Here is a 16,378-nt window from a genome sequence, read left to right as displayed (position 1 = left end):
CGAAATCATTACGTGCTTTTTAGCGCCATATAGTGCTAATCTGCCGCAACCATGTTTAGTAAATTAAACAAAACCCATGATGACAACTCCTGAACTGTCCTGTGATGTGTTAATTATCGGCAGCGGCGCGGCCGGACTCTCGCTGGCGCTGCGTCTGGCTGAAAAGCATAAGGTTATCGTCCTGAGTAAAGGGCCTGTGAGCGAGGGCTCCACGTTTTATGCGCAGGGCGGTATTGCCGCCGTGTTTGATGAAACCGACAGTATTGCGTCGCATGTCGAAGATACGCTGATTGCCGGTGCCGGAATTTGCGATCGCCACGCGGTGGAGTTTGTCGCCAGCAACGCCCGTACCTGCGTGCAGTGGCTTATCGATCAGGGCGTCCTGTTTGATACGCATGTCCAGCCAAACGGCAAGGAGAGCTATCATCTCACGCGTGAAGGCGGCCATAGTCATCGCCGTATCCTTCATGCCGCCGACGCTACCGGAAAGGAAGTCGAAACCACGTTGGTCAGTCGGGCGCAAAATCATCCTAATATTCAGGTGCTGGAACGCAGCAACGCCGTTGATTTAATTATCTCCGATAAAATGGGTCTGCCGGGGCCTCGCCGGGTCGTCGGCGCCTGGATCTGGAATCGCAATAAAGAGTGGGTTGAAACCTGTCATGCGAAGTCGGTGGTGCTGGCGACCGGCGGCGCCTCAAAGGTTTATCAATATACCACTAACCCGGATATTTCCTCCGGTGACGGTATCGCGATGGCCTGGCGCGCAGGCTGTCGGGTCGCTAATCTGGAATTTAACCAGTTTCATCCCACCGCCCTTTATCACCCGCAGGCGCGTAATTTTCTCCTTACCGAAGCGCTGCGTGGCGAAGGCGCATACCTTAAACGTCCGGACGGTTCACGGTTTATGCCGGACGTTGACGAACGCGGGGAACTGGCGCCGCGCGATATTGTCGCCCGCGCTATTGACCATGAGATGAAACGACTCGGCGCAGACTGTATGTTTCTCGATATCAGCCACAAGCCTGACGATTTTGTCCGCCAGCACTTCCCGATGATCTATGCGAAACTGCTCGATTTGGGGATGGATTTAACCAAAGAACCGATTCCCATTGTTCCTGCCGCGCACTATACCTGCGGCGGCGTGGTCGTCGATGATTATGGTCGTACCGATGTAGACGGCTTATATGCCATTGGCGAAGTCAGTTACACCGGCCTGCACGGCGCTAACCGTATGGCGTCCAACTCGTTGCTGGAATGCTTAGTGTACGGCTGGTCCGCAGCAATGGATATCGACAGGCGAATGCCTTCTGTCCACAGCGTTGACGCCCTTCCCGCCTGGGATGAAAGCCGCGTGGAGAACGCCGATGAGCGGGTGGTGATTCAGCATAACTGGCATGAACTGCGCCTGCTGATGTGGGACTATGTGGGGATTGTGCGCACGACGAAACGGCTGGAGCGCGCCCTACGGCGTATTACCATGTTGCAACAAGAGATTGACGAGTATTACGCCAACTTTCGCGTCTCGAATAATTTACTGGAGCTGCGCAATCTGGTGCAAGTGGCCGAACTGATTGTGCGTTGCGCGATGATGCGTAAAGAGAGCCGGGGGCTGCACTTTACGCTGGATTATCCGCAACAACTGGCTGAATCAGGCCCATCGATCCTTTCGCCGTTAACGCCTCACATAAACAGATAAAATGCCTGGGTCAGCGCCGTATAACTTTCAGAATAATGCTGGTCTGACCCGCGAATCACTAATCTGTCGCTAAAGCACTCCCCGGCTTGCGGGGAGAATGCGAGCAAAACCCGGTGCGGCAAGCGCGCTTCGTTTTCCGCAACGTCAGTACGTAATCGCAAATGCCATCCCATGTTGAGCGCTTGCTGCGTAAAAGCGTTACCTATTTGTTCCGGCAAGACTACGCAAAAAAAGCCATCTTCGGTAATACAATCCGCCGCAATAGCCAATAACGTCTGGTGATCCAGCGTAGCGGTGTAACGCGCCTGCTCCCGCTGCGGCGTGGCGCATTCCACACCGGGTTCGTAATAAGGCGGGTTGCTGATAATAAGATCAAAGCGTACCGTCTGGCGAGGCGCCCAACGCTGAATATCGTCAGTATGCACCGTTATTCGATGCGGCCAGGGAGAGTGAGCCACGTTTTCCTGCGCTTGCATGGCAGCCCCGGCATCCAGTTCCACGGCGTCAATAGGCACATTGTCATCCGTCCGCTGCGCCAGCATTAACGCCAGCAGACCGCTTCCAGTACCGATATCCAGAATTCGCTTTACATCCGCGACCGGCGCCCACGCCCCGAGTAAAATACCGTCAGTTCCCACTTTCATCGCACACCGATCGTGTGCGACAAAAAACTGTTTAAACGTAAATCCGTTACGACGAAGAACGGAGCCAGACTGAGACATGTAAAAACAACCTTGCAAAAAACGGCGACAGCGCCGGGTGAAAACAATACCTGAGAAGGGATATCCATACAAACAGATGAAGATTGCGGCCGTAACGTCTATAATCAGCGCCCCACACAGAGGTAGAACATGACTGTAACGACTTTTTCCGAACTTGAACTCGACGAAAGCCTGCTGGATGCCCTCCAGGATAAAGGTTTCACTCGCCCGACCGCCATTCAGGCTGCCGCCATTCCGCCTGCGCTCGATGGCCGTGATGTACTCGGTTCTGCGCCGACAGGCACCGGTAAAACGGCGGCATATCTGCTGCCGGCGTTGCAGCACCTGCTCGACTTTCCGCGTAAAAAATCGGGGCCGCCGCGCATTCTGATCCTGACGCCAACCCGCGAACTGGCAATGCAGGTTGCCGATCACGCTCGTGAACTGGCTAAGCATACTCATCTGGATATCGCCACGATTACCGGCGGCGTGGCCTATATGAACCATGCTGAAGTGTTTAGCGAAAACCAGGATATCGTGGTCGCCACGACGGGCCGTCTGCTGCAATATATAAAAGAAGAGAACTTTGACTGCCGGGCGGTTGAAACACTGATCCTTGACGAAGCTGACCGGATGCTCGACATGGGCTTCGCTCAGGACATTGAACATATCGCTGGTGAGACCCGCTGGCGTAAACAGACGATGCTGTTCTCCGCCACGCTGGAAGGCGATGCGATTAAAGATTTTGCCGAGCGCCTGCTGGAAGACCCGGTTGAGGTTTCCGCCAATCCGTCAACCCGCGAGCGCAAGAAAATTCACCAGTGGTACTACCGTGCCGACAATTTCGAACATAAAGTTGCGCTGTTGAAGCACCTGCTAAAACAAGACGATGCAACCCGTTCTATCGTGTTTGTACGTAAACGTGAACGCGTCCATGAACTGGCTGAAACGCTGCGTCTGGCAGGGATCAACAATTGCTATCTTGAAGGTGAGATGGCGCAGATCAAACGTAACGAAGGTATTAAGCGTCTCACCGACGGTCGCGTTAACGTCCTGGTCGCGACCGACGTCGCGGCACGCGGGATTGATATTCCTGACGTTAGCCACGTCATTAACTTCGACATGCCGCGCAGTGGCGATACCTATCTGCATCGCATTGGTCGTACAGGCCGTGCGGGTCGCAAAGGCACTGCAATCTCGCTGGTAGAAGCCCACGACCATCTGTTGCTGCTGAAAATCGGTCGCTACATCGAAGAGCCGCTAAAAGCGCGCGTCATTGATGAGCTTCGCCCGACCACGCGTGCGCCAAGCGAAAAGCTGACCGGCAAACCGTCGAAAAAAGTGCTGGCGAAACGCGCCGAGAAGAAAAAAGAGAAAGAAAAAGAGAAGCCGCGCGTGAAGAAACGTCACCGCGATACAAAAAATATCGGTAAGCGCCGCAAGCCAAGCGGTACGAAAATGCAGGAGCAATCCAGCGAAGAGTGATGATAATGCCGGGTTCGTTAACCCGGCATTTTTTTATCTTCCACGGTAAAACACGCCTCCATACACTGCATAAATATCTGCATTGCCGGGCTGACCGCTTTCCCGGCATGATGGGCGCACAGCGCCATGATCGATAGCGACGGCGCGCCAAACGGCAGCTCTTTCAACTGACCGGTACTAAGTTCTCGTTCAACGGTAAAACGTGGTAAAAAGCTGATGCCCAGGTTAGCAGCCACACACTGTTTAATGCTTTCAATACTCCACAGTTCAATGGTGTTTTCCAGCGTAATCCGCCTCTGCCGTAGCGTACTTTCAAACAGCTGGCGGAAGACACATTGCGGTTCATTGATGATGAAGCTACAGGGAATATGCTGATCTGGCTGCGTAAAATCAGCATCCTGTAGCAGTGGAGAGGCCACCAGCGCCAGCGACTGCTCCCCCAGTTGCTGCATCGTGAGCGCGTCATCATTACCTACGCGATAAAAAACGCCCAGATCGACCTCGTCATTCAGCAACGCATCACGTATCACATAGCAATTCAGCGACTGTAGCGACAATTTGACATTCGGCGCTCGCAGCTTAAAACGTTGTAAAACCTGCGGCATTTTGTACGCCAGTAAGGTTTCACCTGTCGCCACGCGCAGCTCTCCGCCGGGTTCCGCATCCTGCCTTGCGGCTTCACGAATCAACTCCATCACACGCGTCAGTTCATGGATATGCGGCATCAGCTTTTTCCCCTCATTGGTCAGGCACATTCGGCGCCCTATTTTCTCGAACAGTTGCAGGGAAAACTCACGTTCAAGCTGTTGAATATGAAAAGTTACCGTCGACTGAGTACAGCACAGCTTTTGCGAAGCCCGCAGAAACGAGCCCTCTTCCACTACCGTTTTCAGCGTAATAAACCGACGCAGATCCATAACCACCAACCTATCGAAAATCTCGAATTCAGAATTAAAAAACATTCATTTTTTTAAATATTTCATATCGGGTACTGTCTGCTAAAACAGAGGAGATGACAAGTGACACCGATGCTTTTAAGCGCTTTCTGGACTTATACATTAATCACCGCCCTTACCCCCGGCCCTAACAATATTCTCGCGCTTAGCGCAGCAACTGCACATGGTTTTCGGCAGAGTATTCGTGTACTGGCAGGTATGAGTCTGGGATTTTTGGTCGTTATGCTGCTGTGCGCCGGGATCGCGTTTTCCCTTGCGGTTATCGATCCGGCAATCATTCATTTACTCAGTTGGGTGGGGGCTGCGTATATCCTGTGGCTGGCGTGGAAAATTGCCACCAGTCCAGCGGCGGATGAGAACGCCAGACCAAAACCGGTTGGCTTTTGGGTAAGCTTTGGCCTGCAGTTTGTGAACGTCAAAATTATTCTTTACGGCATTACCGCTCTGTCTACATTTGTTTTACCGCAAACGCAGGCGCTGAACTGGGTCATCGGCGTCAGTATATTGCTGGCATTGATCGGCACGTTCGGTAATGTGTGTTGGGCGCTGGCGGGACATCTGTTTCAGCGGGCGTTTCGCCATTATGGTCGCCAGTTAAATATCATTCTGGCGTTACTGCTGGTGTACTGCGCGGTGCGGATTTTTTACTGACCCAAATAAAACAAAAGCGGAAAAGGCCCGGCCTCTTCCGCTTGTTATTACCGGATAAGCCTTACAGGCTTTCGGTAAAGGTACGAGCGATAACGTCGCGCTGCTGTTCCGGCGTCAGGGAGTTAAAACGCACCGCATAACCAGAAACACGAATAGTCAGCTGCGGGTATTTTTCCGGATGCTTAACCGCATCTTCCAGTGTTTCACGACGCAGAACGTTAACGTTCAGATGCTGACCGCCTTCAACGCGTACTTCCGGTTTAACTTCCATCGGAATTTCACGGTATTCAATCTCGCCCAGTTTGCTGACAGCCACAACTTCATCTTCAGCAAAGCCGGATTTTGCAACGATGCAGCGCGCTTCGCCTTTTTCGCTGTCCAGCAGCCAGAAGGAATTCAGCAGGTCGTCGTTAGCGGCTTTAGTAATCTGGATACCTGTAATCATGTGATGCCTCCCCAGGCAAAATTATTTGATTTCGGTCGGCCTAATCCCGGCCAATTGGTAAAACCATTGTTGCTTGAGTGTATATATACCCTTCGATCACCCTTCATTCTTTGATTTAAATCAATAAAAACCACACCACAAAAAGGGTGATGAAGGGAATTTATTGTTTTACATCAACTTACACCATTCAGACCTATAAACTTTTTACATAAATTTTCAACTATCTTTTGTAGGTAACCGTTTTTGTAGCACGCAGGATTTTGCACTGCAGAAAGAAGCAGTTAAGCTAAGGGAACTGGAAATTCGCAGGAGAGCGAGATGGCGACTGAGTTAACCTGGCACGATGTGCTGGCTGATGAGAAACAGCAACCTTACTTTATCAATACGCTTCACACTGTTGCTGGCGAGCGTCAGTCGGGTATCACGGTCTACCCGCCGCAAAAAGATGTGTTTAACGCCTTTCGCTTTACGGAACTGGGCGACGTTAAGGTGGTGATCCTGGGACAAGATCCTTACCACGGCCCCGGCCAGGCACATGGTCTGGCGTTTTCCGTGCGTCCTGGGATCGCTCCCCCGCCGTCATTAGTGAATATGTACAAAGAGCTGGAAGCCTCCATTCCCGGCTTTGTTCGCCCCGCGCACGGTTATCTGGAAAGCTGGGCGCGCCAGGGCGTACTGTTACTGAATACGGTGCTCACGGTACGGGCAGGCCAAGCGCACTCTCATGCCAGCCTGGGGTGGGAAACCTTTACGGATAAAGTGATAAGCCTGATTAACCAACACCGCGAAGGGGTCGTCTTCCTGCTGTGGGGCTCGCACGCCCAGAAGAAAGGCGCGATTATTGATCCACAGCGCCACCATATTCTGAAAGCCCCGCATCCCTCGCCACTCTCTGCGCACCGTGGATTTTTTGGCTGTAACCATTTTGCGCTAACGAACCAATGGCTGGAACAACACGGCGAGAAAACTATCGACTGGACGCCAGTATTACCGGCTGAGAGTGAATAACGTTGGCGGCTCGCCGTTTTATCGCCCGGATAACGGCGCGAAAGCGCCTTGTCTGACCGGGCGGCAGGAAGTACATCATTGGCCCGGCGCGCGTTGCGTCACCGGGCTGCAGCCCTTACGCTTTATTCTGTCGCCACCACTCGGCGAGCAGCACGCCTGTCGCAACCGACACATTCAGGCTTTCCACGTTCCCGGTGCCGTTAATTTTCACGCACAGATCGTCGGGTTCGCGCGCCGCTTCCGGCAGGTAGTCATATTCACGGCCTAAGACCAGCACCATCTTTTCCGGCAGGGTCGTACTAAAGAGCGCCTGACCGCGATCGCTGGACGTCGTCACCACGGTGTACCCCGCCTGACGAAAATCATCCAGTACGTCAACAATGCTTTCACCAGTGATTGGCTGGACATGCTCCGCCCCGCCTTCCGCGGTACGAATCGCCGCGCCGGACTCCAGCAACGCCGCATCCTGTACCACCACGCCTTTCACGCCGAAGTGCGCGCAGCTACGCATCATGCCGCCCAGATTATGCGGGTTAGCGACATCTTCCAACGCCAGCACGCAGTCTTGATCCGACGCCTGCTTTACCCATTGCTTAACGGTCGTACCGTTACGCTTTTTAATCAGGAAACACACGCCACCGTGGTGCTCAGTCCCGGAAGCTTTTGCCAGTTCGGCTTCATCCACCACATGGTAGGCTTTACGATTCGCCGCCATCCAGCGCAGTGCTTCTTTAAAGCGCGGGGTCACGCTTTGGATAAACCAGGCGCGAACGATAGCATCCGGGCGGCTCTGAAATAACGCCTGACAGGCATTTTCGCCGTAGACGCGCGTCTCTTCCGCACGCTGGCGACGCAAAACTTCAGGGTCGATAAAACTTTTACCGCTAATACCACCATGATCGACTTTCTCAGGCGTTTCATCGCCTGGCGCGCGGGACACGGTGCGCCACGGCGAAGTTTCATGTTTACGGTCACGGCTCTGATTATTTCGCTCATCACGGGCGGGGCGACGTCCACCGTCAGTGCGAGACTTTGCTGGGCGGCCTCCCCCTTTCCCGGTACGCGGGTTATGGGTGCGTTTATCAGAGTCATCATCACTACGGACATACATCACTTTGACTTTGCCGCTTTTGTTTTTTAATTCATCGTTCATGCTTTTCTCCACCAGCGCTGCGCGAAGCGCGAAGATTACCCGATGTGCATCCGGTTAGCCATGATTTCGTTTAAAAGCTTGCGACTATTGTACTCATTGAATAAAACACATTGTTGTTTAGCACAGACTCCTCGATAATATGTAACATTATAGAAACATCCCGCGCGTAGCGGGACGTCTTCCGACGTATTCAGAGGTTAGCTATGAACACCGTTTGTACCCATTGTCAGGCCATTAACCGCATCCCCGACGATCGGCTTCAGGACGCGGCAAAATGTGGACGCTGCGGTCATGAGTTGTTTGACGGAGAAGTCATTAATGCGACCGGCGAAACGCTGGACAAACTGTTGAAGGACGATCTTCCAGTGGTGATCGACTTCTGGGCCCCCTGGTGCGGCCCTTGCCGTAACTTTGCGCCAATCTTCGAGGATGTCGCAGAAGAGCGCAGCGGTAAAGTCCGTTTCGTCAAAGTGAATACCGAGGCGGAACGGGAACTCAGCGCCCGTTTCGGTATCCGCAGCATCCCGACGATTATGATTTTTAAACATGGACAGGTGGTCGATATGCTTAATGGCGCAGTGCCTAAAGCGCCTTTCGACAGCTGGCTGAACGAAGCGCTGTAAACGCCACGGGGCGCATCTTGTGCCCCGTTTTCACCTCTGCCACAATAGCGTTTTTCTCCGCAAACGCTTTCTATGACCAATAACGCTGTCCTTCAGTTACGCGCCGAACGGCTTGCGCGCGCTACACGCCCTTTTCTTGCCAGAGGCAATCGGGTTCGCCGCTGTCAACGCTGCCTGCTGCCGCTAAAATCTTGCCTGTGTGATACGTTAACGCCTTCTCAGGCGAAAAGCCGTTTTTGTCTGGTCATGTTTGACACTGAACCGATGAAACCCAGCAATACCGGCCGACTGATAGCCGATATTTTGCCTGATACCACGGCGTTTCAGTGGTCGCGTACCGAGCCGCCGCAGGCGTTGCTGGAGCTGGTACGGCATCCGGATTATCAGCCGATAGTGGTCTTTCCTGCGTCCTACGCCGGCGAAGCGCGCGAGGTCATTTCCACCCCGCCCGCCGGGAAACCGCCGCTGTTTATCATGCTGGACGGCACCTGGCCCGAAGCACGTAAAATGTTTCGTAAAAGCCCTTATCTGGATCATCTGCCGGTCATTTCCGTCGATTTATCGCGTCTTTCAGCTTATCGTCTGCGTGAAATCCATGCCGAAGGGCAATATTGTACCGCCGAAGTCGCCATAGCGTTGTTAGATCTGGCGGGAGATACCGAGGCGGCAACCAGTTTAGGTGAACATTTTACCCGTTTTAAAACGCGCTATCTGGCAGGAAAAACGCAACATCCGGGAAACGTCACAGCATAAAATAGCGAAAGCGTTTAAAATTATCCGGTCACTTCTGTGTAAGGGAAACCGGTATGAGCCAGCAAGGACTGGAAGCGCTACTGCGGCCAAAATCGATCGCGGTGATTGGCGCATCAATGAAGCCCCACCGCGCGGGTTACCTGATGATGCGTAACTTGTTGGCGGGCGGATTCAATGGCCCCGTCCTTCCCGTGACGCCCGCCTGGAAAGCCGTTTTAGGCGTCATGGCCTGGCCGGATATCGCCAGTCTTCCTTTCACCCCCGATCTGGCTATTTTATGCACTAACGCCAGCCGTAACCTGGCGTTACTGGACGCGCTTGGCGCGAAAGGGTGTAAAACGTGCATTATCCTGTCTGCTCCCACGTCGCAACATGAAGAACTTCTTGCCTGTGCCCGGCATTATAAAATGCGTCTGCTGGGTCCAAACAGTCTTGGGCTCCTCGCGCCGTGGCAAGGGCTGAATGCCAGCTTTTCTCCCGTCCCGATTAAACAGGGCAAGCTCGCTTTTATTTCCCAGTCTGCCGCCGTGTCCAATACTATTCTTGACTGGGCGCAACAGCGTGAAATGGGCTTTTCCTACTTTATCGCGCTGGGCGATAGCCTGGATATTGATGTCGATGAACTACTGGACTATCTGGCGCGCGACAGCAAGACCAGCGCGATTTTGCTCTATCTGGAACAGTTAAGCGACGCCCGCCGTTTTGTTTCCGCCGCCCGTAGCGCTTCACGTAACAAACCGATTCTGGTGATTAAAAGCGGCCGAAGCCCGGCAGCCCAGCGTTTACTTAATACCAGCGCGGGAATGGACCCTGCGTGGGATGCAGCCATCCAGCGCGCAGGCCTGCTGCGAGTCCAGGATACGCACGAGCTTTTTTCCGCCGTCGAAACACTTAGCCATATGCGTCCTCTACGCGGCGACAGACTGATGATCATCAGCAATGGCGCCGCGCCTGCCGCGCTGGCGTTAGATGAGTTGTGGTCGCGTAACGGCAAGCTGGCGACGTTGAGCGAAGAGACCTGCCTGCAACTACGGCAGGCGCTTCCCGCGCACATAGATATTGCCAATCCGCTGGATCTGTGTGATGACGCCAGCAGCGAACATTACATCAAAACGCTGGATATCCTGCTCGCCAGTCAGGATTTTGACGCGCTTATGGTTATCCACTCTCCCAGCGCTGCCGCGCCGGGTACGGAAAGCGCCCATGCTCTGATCGAGACGATCAAGCGCCACCCCAGAGGCAAGTTTGTTACGCTGCTGACAAACTGGTGCGGCGAGTTCTCGTCTCAGGAAGCAAGACGGCTATTCAGCGAAGCCGGGTTACCAACCTACCGCACGCCGGAAGGCACGATTACCGCGTTTATGCATATGGTGGAATACCGGCGTAACCAGAAGCAACTGCGAGAAACGCCAGCGTTGCCGAGTAACCTGACGTCCAATACCGCTGAGGCGCATAATCTGTTACAGCGGGCGATTGCGGAAGGCGCCGCCTCACTGGATACCCATGAAGTACAGCCGATTTTACACGCCTATGGGCTGCACACGCTCCCGACCTGGATTGCCAGCGACAGCGCTGAAGCGGTGCATATCGCCGAACAGATAGGCTATCCGGTAGCTCTCAAGCTGCGCTCGCCCGACATTCCGCATAAATCTGAAGTTCAGGGGGTCATGCTTTACCTGCGGACCGCAAGCGAGGTACAACAGGCCGCGAACGCCATTTTTGATCGTGTAAAGATGGCCTGGCCGCAAGCGCGGATTCACGGTTTGCTGGTACAAAGCATGGCTAACCGCGCCGGCGCGCAGGAGCTTCGTGTGGTGGTCGAGCACGATCCGGTGTTTGGTCCTTTGATTATGTTGGGTGAAGGCGGCGTAGAGTGGCGTCCGGAAGAGCAGGCTGTCGTCGCGCTGCCGCCGCTCAACATGAATCTGGCGCGCTATCTGGTGATTCAGGGCATTAAACAGCGGAAAATTCGCGCCCGTAGCGCGCTGCGTCCGCTGGATATTGTCGGTTTAAGCCAATTGCTGGTCCAGGTTTCAAACCTGATTGTCGACTGCCCGGAAATTCAGCGTCTGGATATCCATCCGCTGCTGGCTTCCGCCAGTGAGTTTACCGCGCTGGATGTGACGCTGGATATTGCCCCGTTTGATGGCGATAACGAAAGTCGACTTGCGGTACGCCCCTATCCCCACCAGCTTGAAGAGTGGGTGGAGATGAAAAATGGCGATCGCTGCCTGTTCCGTCCTATCCTGCCGGAAGATGAGCCCCAACTGCGACAATTCATCGCACAGGTCACCAAAGAGGATCTTTACTACCGTTATTTCAGCGAGATCAACGAATTCACCCATGAAGATTTAGCCAACATGACGCAGATCGACTACGATCGAGAAATGGCCTTTGTGGCCGTGAGGCGGATGGACAATGCTGAAGAGATCCTCGGCGTAACGCGCGCGATCTCCGATCCTGACAACGTAGATGCCGAATTTGCCGTATTGGTGCGTTCAGATCTCAAAGGGTTGGGTTTAGGACGCCGTTTAATGGAGAAATTGATTGCCTATACTCGCGATCACGGATTGAAGCGGCTGAACGGTATTACGATGCCGAACAATCGCGGCATGGTCGCGCTGGCCAGAAAACTGGGATTTCAGGTCGATATTCAGCTCGACGAGGGCATCGTGGGATTGACGCTGAATCTGGCCAAATGTGATGAATCGTGAGTAATGTACTGGAAATGTTGACCACTTTAACGGGTACTGATGTTATTATTGCTCGCTTATGTCGTCTGCATAGCACAGAGGACCCTTCAATGAACAGAGAAGAAATGCACTGTGATGTTGTCAAAATTTAAGCGTAATAAACATCAACAACACCTTGCCCAACTCCCTAAGATTTCTCAGTCAGTTGATGATGTAGATTTCTTTTATACTCCTGCTACTTTTCGGGAGACACTGCTGGAGAAAATCGCCAGCGCGACGCAGCGTATTTGTATCGTTGCCCTGTATCTGGAACAGGACGATGGGGGTAAAGGTATACTCGACGCGCTCTATGCGGCTAAACGGCAGCGTCCTGAACTGGACGTGAGGGTGCTGGTCGACTGGCATCGCGCGCAACGCGGGCGCATTGGCGCAGCGGCCTCGAATACCAATGCAGACTGGTATTGCCGACTGGCGCAGGAAAACCCCGGCATTGATGTCCCGGTTTACGGCGTACCGATTAATACACGAGAAGCGCTTGGCGTACTGCATTTTAAAGGCTTTATCATTGATGATAGCGTCCTGTACAGCGGCGCCAGCCTGAACGATGTCTATCTCCATCAGCATGACAAATATCGCTACGATCGCTACCAGCTGATTCGCAATCGGCAAATGGCAGACATCATGTTTGACTGGGTGACGCAAAATCTGATGAATGGCCGTGGTGTGAATCGTCTGGATAATACCCAGCGGCCGAAAAGCCCGGAGATTAAAAACGATATCCGCTTATACCGTCAGGAGCTGCGTGATGCGTCATATCATTTTCAGGGTGACGCTAATGACGAGCAGCTCTCCGTTACGCCGCTGGTCGGGCTTGGAAAATCCAGTCTGCTGAACAAAACCATTTTCCATCTCATGCCCTGTGCGGAGCATAAGCTCACCATTTGTACCCCTTACTTCAATCTACCAGCGGTACTGGTGCGGAATATTATTCAGCTACTGCGCGACGGAAAGAAAGTCGAAATCATTGTTGGCGATAAAACCGCAAATGATTTTTACATTCCAGAAGATGAACCGTTCAAGATCATTGGCGCGCTGCCCTATCTCTATGAGATTAACCTGCGCCGCTTCCTGAGCCGTTTACAGTATTACGTCAATACCGATCAGCTTGTGGTGCGTCTGTGGAAAGATGACGACAATACCTATCATTTGAAAGGGATGTGGGTAGATGATAAATGGATGCTACTCACCGGCAACAACCTGAATCCCCGCGCCTGGCGTCTGGATCTGGAAAACGCCATTCTGATCCACGATCCTAAGCAAGAGCTTGCCCCTCAGCGGGAAAAAGAGCTGGAACTTATCCGAACGCACACAACCATCGTAAAACATTATCGTGACCTGCAGAGCATTGCCGACTATCCGATAAAAGTGCGTAAATTGATTCGCCGTCTGCGCCGGATCCGCATCGACAGATTAATTAGCCGTATCCTGTAATCGAAGCCCCGTCCTGTACGGGGTTTTCTCTTAGGAGTGAACTGGTGCGCGTGTTGATTCCTTTTACGGTGTTGTTTCTCTCCGGGTGCAGCCATCTGGCTAACGACCACTGGAGCGGTCAGGATAAAGCCCAACATTTTATGGCATCAGCGATGCTATCGGCAGCCGGTAATGAGTATGCGCGCCACCAGGGAGTAAGCCCTGACCGCAGCGCAGCGATAGGGCTGATGTTTTCTTTGAGTCTCGGAGCCTCAAAAGAACTCTGGGACAGCCGCCCGGAAGGCAGCGGCTGGAGCTGGAAAGATTTTGTCTGGGATGTCGCTGGCGCGACAACCGGTTACGCTATCTGGCAAATGGCGCGATACTAAAGGCGTAAGCCCTTTCCTTTACGGTGCAACATCAACGAAACCAGGAAAGCCAGAACGGCCATCGCGGTAACATACCAGAAGAACGAACTCTCCATACCGACAGATTTTAGCGACAGCGCGACATATTCCGCAGAGCCGCCAAATAACGCGTTTGCTACCGCATAGGATAAACCGACGCCCAGGGCGCGAACCTGCGCCGGAAACATCTCCGCTTTCAGGATCCCGCTAATCGAGGTATAGAAACTCACAATCAATAGCGCGCACATCACTAAAGCAAATGCGGCATAAGGCGACGTCACATTCTGCAACGCGGAGAGAATTGGAACGGTGAAAAGCGTCGCGAGCGCGCCAAAACATAGCATAGAAGTGCGCCTGCCAATCTTATCGGATAACGCGCCGAATAACGGCTGTACCAACATGAAAACACACAGCGCGACCGTCATAATGCCGCTGGCGACATTGGCATGCATACCTGCTGTATTTACCAGATATTTCTGCATATAGGTGGTGAAAGTATAAAAGCACAGCGAGCCTGCCGCGGTGAAACCAAGCACCATCAAAAAGGCTTTGCGATTACGCCACAAACCTTTCAACGAACCGGCTTCTTTTAATGCGCGAGTCTCATGCTTCGAGGTTTCATCCAGCTGGCGACGTAGCCATAACGCCACAACCGCCAGCACGGCGCCCAGCGCAAAGGGAATACGCCATCCCCAGGCACGAAGCTCAGCATCTTCCAGAACCTGCTGCAAAATCACAACGACCAGCAATGCCAGTAGTTGGCCACCGATAAGCGTAACATACTGAAACGAGGCGAAAAATCCCTTACGACCTTCAAGCGCAACTTCACTCATATATGTCGCGCTGGTCCCATACTCTCCCCCTACCGAGAGCCCCTGAAATAACCTTGCAATAAGTAGCAGCGCCGGTGCCCAGGTGCCGATGGTATCGTAACCAGGTAAGCAGGCAATCACCAGCGACCCCATGCACATCATGCACACTGAAATCAACATTGAGGCTTTGCGCCCGCGTCGATCGGCAATGCGTCCAAACAGCCAACCACCGATAGGCCGCATTAAAAAACCGGCGGCAAAGACGCCTGCCGTTTGCAAAAGCTGAGTAGTGGTATTACCAGAAGGAAAGAAGATATGTGCAAAATAGAGCGAGCAGAAAGAGTAGACGTAGAAATCAAACCATTCCACTAAGTTTCCGGAAGAGGCCCCCACGATAGCCCATATGCGTCGCCGCATCTCCGGAGCCTCAGCGTTGTTTTTATCTATACGCTGAATAATTTCTGCCATACTGTTCTCCTTGTTGCCAGGCTTAATCGGCCTTTTATTTTGGAGATTCAGATTACGCGAGACCAAAAAGTAAATAAAGTGTTAATTATTTGTTTGCTAATTTTTATCCCCACCGTGCCTGATGCTGGCGTTTCCGTTTCAGATAGTCTTCGTCCTGACGAATTTTATCCCACCAACCTTTGAAAACCGTTGCCGCCGCGGCCTTAATAGGATCATTACCCCGTGTATTCAGGCTGCCGTCTTCTGCATACTTTTTACCGCCTTTATAGTTAGCGTATCGCCTGGCGCGGGTGTATCCCATCTGAATAAATTTACGCGCCATGTCCATACCAACGAAATCATCCTGCTGCCGGTAAGCTTCGAACAACTGGTAGATCTGTTCTGCGGATTTCATCGCCGATGCTTCATCTTTATAGCGCCAGAAAGGAAGAATTTCGCTTTTGTAGGGTTCAACCAGTAGCACCCCCTGCTCGCCTCGTCCAACCTGATACAATTCAGGCTGCTGGCGGAAGTCAATGCTGGAAAAGTCTTGCTGGTAGTTAAAAGGTTTGATAGCCAATGAAAATCCTCACTGCTTATATAAGCACGTGTAAAGGATAGTTCATCGTTAACGATTGGGTGGGATGTACTCTTGTCGGTTCTACAAGAACACCAGCTTCGTAGGCGGGATAATTCCTGTAGGCCGGATAAGGTGGAGCCGCCATCCGGCGGTGCAGGTTGCCTGATGGCGCTGCGCTTATCAGGCCTACATTTTTATAGTTACCGCACACGCAAAAAAGCCCGTCCTGGCGGAGGGGCTCCTTCACTTTATTTGATGCCTGGCATTTTATGGCGGGCGTCCTGCCCGCCACCCTCCGGGCCGTTGCTGCGCAACGTTCAAATCCGCTCCCGGCGGATTTGTCCTCCTCAGGAGAGTGCTCACCGGCAGACCACAGATAAAACAAAAGGCCCTGTCTTCCGACAGGGCCCTTCGTTTTATTTGATGCCTGGCAGTTCCCTACTCTCGCATGGGGAGACCCCACACTACCATCGGCGCTACGGCGTTTCACTTCTG

15 protein-coding genes are annotated in these 16,378 nt (G+C 53.0%); 9 read left to right on the top strand and 6 right to left on the bottom strand.

What is annotated here, in order from left to right:
• Nucleotides 1–76: 76 nt before the first annotated feature.
• The gene (gene nadB / locus ACLJTG_RS16720; protein ID WP_000989181.1) at nucleotides 77–1,699 is read left to right on the top strand and encodes an L-aspartate oxidase; all 1,623 of its coding nucleotides are present in this window, start codon (nucleotides 77–79) and stop codon (nucleotides 1,697–1,699) included.
• Here the strand turns inward: nadB and trmN are convergent.
• The gene (gene trmN / locus ACLJTG_RS16715) at nucleotides 1,684–2,421 is read right to left on the bottom strand and encodes a tRNA(1)(Val) (adenine(37)-N(6))-methyltransferase TrmN (protein ID WP_000083343.1); all 738 of its coding nucleotides are present in this window, start codon (nucleotides 2,419–2,421) and stop codon (nucleotides 1,684–1,686) included. The two genes, nadB and trmN, sit on opposite strands and share 16 nt — an antisense overlap.
• 129 nt (nucleotides 2,422–2,550) lie before the next feature.
• Here trmN and srmB point away from each other — a divergent pair, with 129 nt between their 5' ends.
• Nucleotides 2,551–3,885, top strand: coding sequence for an ATP-dependent RNA helicase SrmB (gene srmB / locus ACLJTG_RS16710; RefSeq protein ID WP_000219174.1), 1,335 nt, complete (start codon nucleotides 2,551–2,553; stop codon nucleotides 3,883–3,885).
• A 17-nt stretch (nucleotides 3,886–3,902) separates the two neighbouring features.
• Here the strand turns inward: srmB and ACLJTG_RS16705 are convergent, their stop codons facing one another.
• A complete protein-coding gene (locus ACLJTG_RS16705) occupies nucleotides 3,903–4,802 on the bottom strand; it encodes a LysR family transcriptional regulator (RefSeq protein WP_023245307.1) in 900 nt (299 codons plus the stop codon).
• A 102-nt stretch (nucleotides 4,803–4,904) separates the two neighbouring features.
• On the opposite strand from ACLJTG_RS16705, the gene eamB reads away from it, so the two are divergent.
• Nucleotides 4,905–5,492 carry a cysteine/O-acetylserine transporter gene (gene eamB, locus ACLJTG_RS16700; RefSeq protein WP_000188414.1) on the top strand — a complete coding sequence of 196 codons (588 nt, stop codon included), beginning with the start codon at nucleotides 4,905–4,907 and terminating at the stop codon, nucleotides 5,490–5,492.
• Nucleotides 5,493–5,553: 61 nt separating this feature from the next.
• Here the strand turns inward: eamB and grcA are convergent, their stop codons facing one another.
• Nucleotides 5,554–5,937: an autonomous glycyl radical cofactor GrcA gene (grcA, locus tag ACLJTG_RS16695; RefSeq protein WP_000627811.1), complete on the bottom strand. Its 384-nt coding sequence runs from the start codon at nucleotides 5,935–5,937 to the stop codon at nucleotides 5,554–5,556.
• Nucleotides 5,938–6,255: 318 nt separating this feature from the next.
• Between grcA and ung the strand changes: the two genes are divergently transcribed.
• A complete protein-coding gene (gene ung, locus ACLJTG_RS16690) occupies nucleotides 6,256–6,945 on the top strand; it encodes a uracil-DNA glycosylase (RefSeq protein WP_000179978.1) in 690 nt (229 codons plus the stop codon).
• A gap of 115 nt (nucleotides 6,946–7,060) precedes the next feature.
• Here the strand turns inward: ung and ACLJTG_RS16685 are convergent, their stop codons facing one another.
• Entirely contained in the window at nucleotides 7,061–8,098 is a 1,038-nt protein-coding gene (locus ACLJTG_RS16685; protein ID WP_023237211.1) for a tRNA/rRNA methyltransferase, read from the bottom strand.
• A 203-nt stretch (nucleotides 8,099–8,301) separates the two neighbouring features.
• Here ACLJTG_RS16685 and trxC point away from each other — a divergent pair, with 203 nt between their 5' ends.
• From trxC to ACLJTG_RS16660, 5 genes are all read left to right on the top strand, one after another.
• Nucleotides 8,302–8,721 (top strand): thioredoxin TrxC, encoded by a 420-nt coding sequence (gene trxC / locus ACLJTG_RS16680; protein WP_001098732.1) that lies wholly within the window; start codon nucleotides 8,302–8,304, stop codon nucleotides 8,719–8,721.
• A 72-nt stretch (nucleotides 8,722–8,793) separates the two neighbouring features.
• Nucleotides 8,794–9,474 (top strand): tRNA-uridine aminocarboxypropyltransferase, encoded by a 681-nt coding sequence (gene tapT, locus ACLJTG_RS16675; RefSeq protein WP_000183649.1) that lies wholly within the window; start codon nucleotides 8,794–8,796, stop codon nucleotides 9,472–9,474.
• Nucleotides 9,475–9,527: 53 nt separating this feature from the next.
• Entirely contained in the window at nucleotides 9,528–12,188 is a 2,661-nt protein-coding gene (pat, locus tag ACLJTG_RS16670; protein WP_079899152.1) for a protein lysine acetyltransferase, read from the top strand.
• 114 nt (nucleotides 12,189–12,302) lie between these two features.
• Nucleotides 12,303–13,658: a CDP-diacylglycerol--serine O-phosphatidyltransferase gene (gene pssA / locus ACLJTG_RS16665; protein ID WP_000949286.1), complete on the top strand. Its 1,356-nt coding sequence runs from the start codon at nucleotides 12,303–12,305 to the stop codon at nucleotides 13,656–13,658.
• A 44-nt stretch (nucleotides 13,659–13,702) separates the two neighbouring features.
• Nucleotides 13,703–14,026, top strand: coding sequence for a YfiM family lipoprotein (locus ACLJTG_RS16660; protein ID WP_001264473.1), 324 nt, complete (start codon nucleotides 13,703–13,705; stop codon nucleotides 14,024–14,026).
• Here ACLJTG_RS16660 and ACLJTG_RS16655 read toward each other — a convergent pair.
• Together ACLJTG_RS16655 and ACLJTG_RS16650 are read right to left on the bottom strand one after the other, a co-directional pair.
• On the bottom strand, nucleotides 14,023–15,324 hold the full coding sequence (locus ACLJTG_RS16655; RefSeq protein WP_000807818.1) for an MFS transporter: 1,302 nt from the start codon (nucleotides 15,322–15,324) through the stop codon (nucleotides 14,023–14,025). The two genes, ACLJTG_RS16660 and ACLJTG_RS16655, sit on opposite strands and share 4 nt — an antisense overlap.
• 103 nt (nucleotides 15,325–15,427) lie before the next feature.
• The gene (locus tag ACLJTG_RS16650) at nucleotides 15,428–15,883 is read right to left on the bottom strand and encodes a DUF4385 domain-containing protein (protein WP_000985653.1); all 456 of its coding nucleotides are present in this window, start codon (nucleotides 15,881–15,883) and stop codon (nucleotides 15,428–15,430) included.
• Between the last annotated feature and the right edge of the window lie 495 nt (nucleotides 15,884–16,378).

The sequence above is a fragment of the Salmonella sp. SAL00672 genome (assembly GCF_046552175.1).
In the GTDB taxonomy this organism is placed as follows: domain Bacteria; phylum Pseudomonadota; class Gammaproteobacteria; order Enterobacterales; family Enterobacteriaceae; genus Salmonella; species Salmonella enterica.
The sequence above is the reverse complement of the archived record's forward strand: the minus strand, read 5'-3'. Positions and strand labels throughout refer to the sequence as shown.